General features: G+C 32.9%; 9 protein-coding genes and 1 pseudogene. 1 reads left to right on the forward strand and 9 read right to left on the reverse strand.

What is annotated here, in order from left to right:
- Positions 1-86: 86 nt before the first annotated feature.
- A pseudogene (locus JCM14822_RS25435) lies at positions 87-682 on the reverse strand (IS982 family transposase); the annotation flags it as partial.
- 449 nt (positions 683-1,131) lie between these two features.
- Here JCM14822_RS25435 and JCM14822_RS17080 point away from each other — a divergent pair.
- A complete protein-coding gene (locus JCM14822_RS17080) occupies positions 1,132-2,271 on the forward strand; it encodes a methyl-accepting chemotaxis protein (protein ID WP_172674854.1) in 1,140 nt (379 codons plus the stop codon).
- 368 nt (positions 2,272-2,639) lie between these two features.
- Here JCM14822_RS17080 and JCM14822_RS17085 read toward each other — a convergent pair whose 3' ends face one another.
- The 8 genes from JCM14822_RS17085 to JCM14822_RS19640 all read right to left on the reverse strand — a co-directional run bounded on the left by JCM14822_RS17085 (position 2,640) and on the right by JCM14822_RS19640 (position 8,142).
- Positions 2,640-3,458, reverse strand: coding sequence for a nitroreductase family protein (locus JCM14822_RS17085; RefSeq protein ID WP_054743690.1), 819 nt, complete (start codon positions 3,456-3,458; stop codon positions 2,640-2,642).
- A 442-nt stretch (positions 3,459-3,900) separates the two neighbouring features.
- The gene (locus JCM14822_RS17090; protein ID WP_054743692.1) at positions 3,901-4,131 is read right to left on the reverse strand and encodes a hypothetical protein; all 231 of its coding nucleotides are present in this window, start codon (positions 4,129-4,131) and stop codon (positions 3,901-3,903) included.
- Complete coding sequence (locus JCM14822_RS17095) at positions 4,118-4,630, reverse strand: hypothetical protein (RefSeq protein WP_157047856.1); 513 nt, start codon at positions 4,628-4,630, stop codon at positions 4,118-4,120. Before JCM14822_RS17095 ends, JCM14822_RS17090 begins: the two co-directional genes overlap by 14 nt.
- A gap of 453 nt (positions 4,631-5,083) precedes the next feature.
- A complete protein-coding gene (locus JCM14822_RS17100) occupies positions 5,084-5,938 on the reverse strand; it encodes a pentapeptide repeat-containing protein (protein WP_054743697.1) in 855 nt (284 codons plus the stop codon).
- A gap of 318 nt (positions 5,939-6,256) precedes the next feature.
- A complete protein-coding gene (locus tag JCM14822_RS24220) occupies positions 6,257-6,691 on the reverse strand; it encodes a transposase (RefSeq protein ID WP_330377657.1) in 435 nt (144 codons plus the stop codon).
- Between the two features lie 64 nt (positions 6,692-6,755).
- Positions 6,756-7,133 carry a hypothetical protein gene (locus JCM14822_RS24225; protein WP_330377656.1) on the reverse strand — a complete coding sequence of 126 codons (378 nt, stop codon included), beginning with the start codon at positions 7,131-7,133 and terminating at the stop codon, positions 6,756-6,758.
- A gap of 18 nt (positions 7,134-7,151) precedes the next feature.
- Entirely contained in the window at positions 7,152-7,349 is a 198-nt protein-coding gene (locus tag JCM14822_RS24230; RefSeq protein WP_054743698.1) for a hypothetical protein, read from the reverse strand.
- Between the two features lie 580 nt (positions 7,350-7,929).
- Positions 7,930-8,142, reverse strand: a complete 213-nt coding sequence (locus JCM14822_RS19640; RefSeq protein ID WP_172674855.1) for a transposase domain-containing protein — start codon at positions 8,140-8,142, stop codon at positions 7,930-7,932.
- Positions 8,143-8,470 lie beyond the last annotated feature (328 nt).

Genomic DNA, 8,470 nt, shown 5'->3' on the forward strand with positions numbered 1-8,470 from the left:
GTGCTAATTAATTTTAAACTACAATAAGGATAAATATGGTAAAGTGAGAAATTATAATAACCCTATGATAATTAAACATCAGTATATTATCTAAATATTAAATGTTTAATCTGTTCTGTTGCTTGATTACCAAGACACTTATTTATGAAACAAGATATGTCATGTCCTAGAATTTTGCTTTGAAGTCTAGCTTTTAGACCACTAAACGAGTTTTCTAGAGCTTGATTAACATGAAATTGGTCAGCTAACTGTGAAAAAGTAGTTTCAATACGTCTTCTATGTTTACTAATCCAATTTTTCAAGTCTTTGGGGTAGGAATTTTTGCTATTATTTCAATATCGGTGATATAACCTTCTAGAGTAACTATAGCATGAAGTTTTAGACCGTAGTAAGTTTATTTTTTAGAAGCACAATAACCGTAAGATGAAATATCTTTGAATCGCTTGCTAAAATGAGCTCTACAAAAGCCACATACAGGAATAGGCATACTCTCTACAATGTAAATATCAGAATGGTTGTAGCCAATATAGTTATAAATTGCTTTTCTGATTGCATTAATAACAGATTCAAGATTTCTTCTAGTTCAATTAAAACGTGTACGATGCCCTAGATTAGAAAATAGGTTTTTGAAATTTTTGCAAACATAGTTAAACCAAGCTTTTTCAGATGGCGTACCATAAATGTAAGGGTAAGATATCACATGCTTGGAGCTTTATTCTACTTGTAAATTTAACTAGCACAACTCGTTAATATACCAATTCTTATACACTATAAAAAGGAGTTTTATAAATGAAATCTAAATTATCTTTTTATGCACGTACTAACAAGCTCGTACTAATATTAGTGTGCATTATTAATGCGCTTCTAGCTACGGGTAACTTTATTGAGGCTTTTAATGGCTACAAAACCTTCCCCTCTGCTTTTCTTGCTCTAGTACTTAACATCGCCGATGTTAGCATGCTTTGTTACATCTTTATAAGAAATAATGAATCTAAATTTTTTAGAGAGTTTAGTTTTTGGGGTTTTTTAGTTGTTTATTTCTACAGCCTATTTTCTTCTTATCGCGTTGGGGTTTATGTTTATATCATCCCACATATTTTCTTATACTTTTTATATCTTGACAAAAAGTTTATGCGAAAAATTATAAGTGTGGTTTTACCAGTTAACATTCTTCGTGTAATTTGGCTTATTTTCGTTATACAACAAAATGACTTTCATTCACTTATAGATTATCTTATCCAAGTGGCTTCTATGTCTGTCCTTTGTGCCATTGCTTATGCTGGAACAAGTGTTGCTAAACAACAAAACGATGAGAAAGTTCAAGCTCTAAAAAAGAGTCAAAGTAAACAAAATGAAATATTAAACAACATCTTAGAATTAGGCGTTCTCCTAGATTCACAATCTAAAGATGTTTATACTGTTGTATCAAATCTTGAACAATCTAGTGAGATCTTAGCCAATACAATGAATGATATTGCAAAAGGTATCGAGGCAACTACTCAAAACATCCAAACTCAAAATCAGCTTACCCAAGATATTCAACATATTATTATAGATACTGCTACAGCTTCTGAGAATATGTCTAAGCTTTCATCAGCAACACTGGCTGAAATTAATCATGGACAAGAAATCCTTAAAAACTTAAATACACAAACAGTTGCTATGAATACAAATAGTGATGCTGTTTATAATGCTATGATTGCTCTTCAAGAAAAAACTACAGAAATTAGCCGTATCACTGCCGCTATTTCAGCCATTGCAAATCAAACGAATATCCTCTCATTAAATGCAGCCATTGAAAGTGCCCGTGCTGGAGAAGCTGGTAAAGGCTTCGCTGTTGTTGCTACTGAAGTCCGTACCTTAGCTACACAAACAAAAGATTCTGCTGCTACTATTGCAAATATCTTGGGTGAACTTCAAGTCATGGTAGATTCTTCTGTTACAGCCATGCACGATTTTAGAGAAACTAATTTAGTTCAAAACGATCTAATCGCTCAAACAGAAGCTATTTTCAATAAAACAACTGATAGTATGCACCAAGTAAATCATAATATAAGGCTTGTATCTGATAAAATTCAAGAAGTCCTTTCTTCTAATGATCAAATCGTTGCAAGCATTGAAGAAATTTCAGCTACTAGTGAATCTAACCTTGCCAATATTGAGGACAGTTATACTGCCACAGAATCAAATAGTTCGCAAATTTCACAAACCAAAAACATTGCTGAAACTTTATTACAAACAGCTCAAAAAATCAGTACTTATCAGTATTAAAATTCTGTTTCTCATGTGAATATACAGAGTAATAAAAAAGGAAACTAAATAGGTTGTAGTGGTCTGAACATTTAGTCTTCTTTTTTATGTAATATTCCATCATGTATACTACGATACAATATTATACATATTTTTATAATTGAGGAGTTTTTATGGAAGTAACCATTAAGTAAAAAAGCTAAGCAAGGTAACTACTACCTTACTTAGCTTTTTTCTTTCCATGCAGCTTTTCTTTATTCAAGTGGAAGTAATCGGTGATACTAGTCTACCTCTAGAGCAATTTGTTGAACACCGTTTCTTTGCTTCTCGAGCTTAGCGTATCACAGATTGCGGAAGGTGTAGCTAGTAGTAGCGATTGCTTGCCACCTTTAAAGCCATATAACTTCTGCTTTTTTGCGTGGGGCTGTTCTTTTGTATTTGATGCTTGGGTAACCGATTACCATGCATGTTACGATGTTATCTGTTTCTTTGAGTCCTAAAACTTGTTTGATGATAGGTGTTCTTTCAGAGGCTAATGTCATGAATCCGCTGAAGAATGTGCCTAAGCCTAATGCATTAGTCATAAGTTCCATATTTGATGATGCCAGTGTAGCATTTACAACATGTGATGATACAGTTAAAATAGCTGCTGGTGCATTGAAGAATACGCTATCTACTTTAGGATTCTCTTTATGTGCATTGTACATGTGTACCCACATATGCGCATATTTTAATAAATTAGGGTCTGTATTGGGGTCGTTAATCATATGTGTTCCCATAACATTTAATGATTCAAATACAGCTTCTTTAAGTTCATCTAATTTATCAGTTACAACGATATATGACACGTTTTGTGAATTTGTAGCTGTTTGTGTATAACGTCCTGCTTCAATGATTTTTTCAAGTTTTTCCTTTTCAACTGGAGCTGATTTGAATTGACGTGTTGAACGTCTAAACTTAATAGCATTCATAAGATTTTCTGAGTTTAAAGTAAATGCTTCTGGTTCAAAAGGAACTACTTCACTCATATCATAATCTAAAGATTCAATAGCTGCTACTGGGCAAATGGCAATACAATGTCCACAGTTAAAGCATCTCTCATTTTTAGGATGTGCCTTTAAGTCTTCTTTCATTTCAATGTCACTAACTGGGCAGTCTTTTGTACATAGTGTACAACCTATACATTTTTCTTGTTCAATTTTAATCACAGTATTTCTCCTTATTAAGTTTTTTTCTTAGTATCCTCTATAAAAAATTTTCTATGTATATTTTATAGAATTATTATAATTCTTATATGAATTTTAAAAGAACATTCTATATAAGATAAACTTATTGATTATGACACTTTTTATAAATTTTATCAATATGACAGTTTCCCCCAAAACTGCCAAGTGCTAATCCCACCCTAGCTTTTCCGGTATAATGGACTTTTCCATTATCGCAGCTTAGCCTTTGTTTCTATAGCTTTTTATTAGTTTATTCATATAACTTATCCATTAAAACTATTTTTCTATAAAATAAAAAAACAAGTTGCTAAATTTCTTGTTAGTTCTAAAGTCGGCATTTTCTTCGCATTGGCGATGCGCACAGTTGTTGTCCCTTGTGTTTCTCCTGTATATGTGAGATATAATATACCACCTTCTGGTGCATCTACATAAACAAGTACTTCATTTTTTGCCCTAGCGCCTGTAGCTTGAAGATTGCTAAGTCCCTGTGCCGCAAATTTTTGATCTGCTGAAGACTTTTGTCATTAATTAAGTTATCAACTTCTGAAACTATGATGCCTTCTTTTACTTTTGTATGTGTGCCATTTGCAAAGACATTGTCAATGCGTTCAATGAAATCTTGATACTCATAGAACATAATCTCAGAAACACTCATGGCTCCTGCCCCCGTTCCATTCATATAAAAATACATCTATTTTTTTAGCCACTTTAGATTTTTCAAATGGTAAAATCATTAAAACATCTTTACCACAGTTTGAAATGACTTCATGATTAACTAATAATTTCGGTTCACTATCTAAAGTTTCCCATACACGAATTGAATACCAAAATGGATATTCATGATATTTACGAGTCCCTTTATAATGATTTAAATGGCTATCAAGTCTTGGTACAAATGCCACATAGTCCATATCATAAACCTGGTCAAATGTAGCTCTAAAGCCACGCTCTCTTTGATAAGTTGCTTCTGTATAATGTGTTGTGTAATCATTATCTATGATTTGACTTACATTGAAGCCTTCTAGATAGAATTTCATATCTACATTATTGATATCTAAAGGCTGTAAACCGATTACATGAGAAGCATCTATTATTCTCACTGTTAGAATTTCTGGTGCTACAAGCTCTTCAGCCATTGGCGCTACTTTTACCACTTGTGATGGTTTACTTTCTCACACTTCATTAACGGCCGTCACATAAACCATGTATTCCACATCATTTCCAATGAGGTAACGCACTTTAAGGCCTTTATCAAAACAAAACTTCCTAAAGCTACTTCTGTCGGTGCAGCTGGTTTATTTTGTATATTCAGCGGCGCTGTCTCATTCATAAGAATCTGCCACAACATATCTTCTGACTCATAATCTTACCAATCATAGCTAGGCTAAAGCCTATACCCTTAAGGTCTGTAATGCGATTTACCCTAGAAAGCTACATTTCACTATAATAATGATACCCCGTAAACTCATACAGATACTCACCCTTAATAACTGAAAATTCACCTATTCTAAGCATTTTATCCACCTCGCATATGTGCTTTCCTTGAGCTCAAATTCAGTATAGAGTCTACCATTATGTCAGAGTCAATAGCTGTTAAATATATTTTCTTACCACCACATTGGTCTTACTAATTCTTTAGGTAATCGCGTTTTTTCACTACCTTGCGCTGTATTAATTTGAGCTTGGGTTAAGAACAAACAGCTTGATAAATTAGCGTCTCTTAAGTTAGCATCTCTTAAGTCTGCTCCTATTAAATTAGCACCTGTTAAATCTGCATTTTTAAGATTTGCACCAATTAAAATAGCTCCAGCTAAATCCGCACCTATTAAATTTGTATTACTTAGATTTTTACCCATAAAGAAATGGCCCGGTACAAATTTCTTCCTATCCTTAGCTTTTGCTACCTTAAGATTTATCACACTTAACTCAACTAAATAACAAAGCTCTTTTAATAAACGGTTGACCTTATTTCTATGCTTTTCAATATCAAGTTTTAAAATCTCCTCTGGTGCTGATTGAGTAAGCCCCTCTGTCTCTTCAATCATATTCACTAACTCTATTTTAATAGGCTCAGCTGCTGAGAAGGTTAAAGCATCTGTTAAATACCACTTCATTTCTTGAAGTTTCTTAACCTTGATAAATACCTCTATCATTTCTTTCTTCTTTTGAGATGCACTCTGCCAATTCTCACCTTTATAGATCACCTGTGTTACCTTTTGTCCTGCACCAAGACATTCGTAAGTTGTACACCCCTTATACCCCTTACTTCTTAACGCACTATGTTGATTACACATAAAGCCTTCATCTAAAAATTTACAAGGCACACCACTGTTCTTATCCATCGGAAATCCATCACTTGCAGCAAAATAAAGTGCCACACAACATAGGCCTGCACATTTCATACAATCAATCTTTAAATCATTAAATAACTGTTTATCATACTCTTCCACACGTAAGTTCATAATTTTCTCCGTATACTGTTTTTTCTGTTTATTACTCCGTTCATTATATCATGAAATAGTTATACTACGTAGTAGCTATTCCTTAACGTTATTTATTCTATGGAATCCACTTATGTGATTAGAATATCTTGTCTTCTTCATTCATAAATTACAGCTTGTTTATTTTGTTACTTTTATCACTTTATTTTTGTTCATTATTTGAAATACAATTTTGTTATAATTAACTTATATTGAGTCTGTACAAATACTGTTTGTAATAAGGACCACCTCAAACGTTGGTTACATTAGGCTGATTGACAACAGCCCAAGCCAAAAAGTTTACTCTGCAACTTCTTTAGAATGTTCTTCAATATAGTTAAGACCTTTTTTAAAGAGATTCATAGCTCCTATACGATTATCATTAGACTGATAACCACAATTTTTACAACAGAACAAATGTAATTTCTTATTACGATTAGATTTATCAATATGTCCACATTTAGGACTCATTTGACTTGTATATTGTGGTGGAACTGTAATTACTAACGATTGCTTCATGGATGCTTTATATTCAAGAAGTTGTCTAAATTGATATGACCAAGATGCCGAAACATATCTATCTTTTATAAATACTTTTTTGGTTACAGAACGCACATTAGATAAGTCTTCTAAGACAAATAGGGTATTTCGTCCATAGTGCTCAACGAGTGCCTTAGTAATGGAGTGGTTAACATCCGTACAATAACGGTTTTCTCTTGAACCGATAGCTTTAATTTTTCTTGTAGCTGATTTATATCAACTTCTTGTAATTCTTTCCGTAGGTATTTATAGTGGCTTCTTATATGCTTAATCTTACACCCACTAAATCAATACCTACAATTTTATCAATTTTTAGGATGGATGTTTGTTCAAACTCTTTTGTCATTGGTATATGCAAAAAATATTTGTTATATTTATATACCAATTTAGCTGTAACAAATTTATAAGAGTTATCAAAGTAATGTTCCATACCCTTAGTTTCAAAAGAGATTTTCAATCTACCTTGTAAACTATTCATGGAAAATACGTCTTTAGCAATAGAATAATCTCTATTCCAAACTAAATCGTATTCAAGTTTTTTGAAATTTACCAAAGCAAAATTGTGACCATTGAATTTATTGGTTTTGTATTTTGCGATTGCTGTTTTCATACAAGATTGAGCCATTTGTGACTTCAAACCACATGCTTCTCTAAGTTAATAATAAGTATCTTCATTAATCTTCTTCTGATTAAAACAATTATTATCATAGATATACTTTGAAACCTCATTAAGAGTTTTTCTAATTTGTTTCATTGTATCTAAGAGTATGATTTCTTGTTCACAAGTGGGATATATTTGTATTTTAGCAGTAATAGTTAATTCGATATTAACACAACCTTTCACTAAAACCATATATTTTTGTTTCTAGTGAATATTATACTAAAAACAAAGGAGGGGGTGGCAAGTGGAGGTCTGACAATTCCTCCCCCACTTTAGAAGTGGGAGTATCCTTGCCAAATTTAGATGAAAAAATTTATAATATCTACTTTATGCTTTATATTTATCACCTTTTGCTCTTGGGTTAGTATATTCTGCATAGACTATAGCTTTAGCGAACACGGACGACCACCACTATTTGCAAAACATATCTCTACAGGCAATAATGTAGACCTATACGAGGGATTTGGTTATAAAATTGAAATCAGTCATGAATCCATAGCCGGCAAAACAGATAAGTCATCAACAGGTCATTTTTCTTTTTATAATCCATTTACTCATTAATACTCTCTTTTCATCGTAAGCGGTCAATAATCCGACGTAAAATGCTCCAGTTTACACGTTTTCCGTGTAAACTGGAGCATTTTACTTTATATTTAATTACGACATTGATTAATGACCTCTTGATACCATGGTGCTAATGCATCAAATTCGTAAACGGTAAATCATAAATACTGGATATTAAAAATGCCACCCGTCTTGGATGGCACATTTGTTATTGTTCTGTTTTTAGGCATTCTTTTGGTAGTGTTTTTGACCATGGCAATAATTCATCTATAAAATCTAAATTTGTGTCATCTTGATGTTTTGACAACTCAATCAGTAAGTGTTCAAAGTAGTGGTATGGTTTCAACTGATTCGCTTTATCTGTGTCCGCAATACTATAGATGATTGCACTAGCTTTTGCACCATTGATTGTATCAATCAAATGCCAGTTAGCCTTGCCTATACAGAAGCTTCGTATAGATTTTTCAGCAGCATTTATCTACTGGGACATTTCCATTCTCTAAAAAGACTCTGAGATATTGCTCCTGATTGATACAGTAAGTAAATCCTTTTCCTGTTGCAGATTTCTCAGGTACTTTATGCTGATTAGCTTTTACTCATGCAAAGAAAGCATCTACTAGTGGCTTGACACTGAGCTGACGCCTGTTCACTCTTTCCTCAGGAGAAAGGTCTTTAAGTTCTTCTTCAATCTTATAGATGGCAACGTCCATCTTTATTAACAAGCACTGGTGTTTCATCTGCTTGAATAA

The organism is Cellulosilyticum ruminicola JCM 14822 (assembly GCF_001311925.1).
Classification (GTDB): domain Bacteria; phylum Bacillota; class Clostridia; order Lachnospirales; family Cellulosilyticaceae; genus Cellulosilyticum; species Cellulosilyticum ruminicola.

Bases quoted from the DNA above. Each gene is read 5' to 3' on its own strand.
- JCM14822_RS17080 (WP_172674854.1), top strand. From the start codon at position 1,132: ATGCGAAAAATTATAAGTGTGGTTTTACCAGTTAACATTCTTCGTGTA.
- JCM14822_RS17090 (WP_054743692.1), bottom strand. From the start codon at position 4,131: ATGAGTGTTTCTGAGATTATGTTCTATGAGTATCAAGATTTCATTGAA.
- JCM14822_RS17100 (WP_054743697.1), bottom strand. From the start codon at position 5,938: ATGAACTTACGTGTGGAAGAGTATGATAAACAGTTATTTAATGATTTA.
- JCM14822_RS24230 (WP_054743698.1), bottom strand. From the start codon at position 7,349: ATGGTTTTAGTGAAAGGTTGTGTTAATATCGAATTAACTATTACTGCT.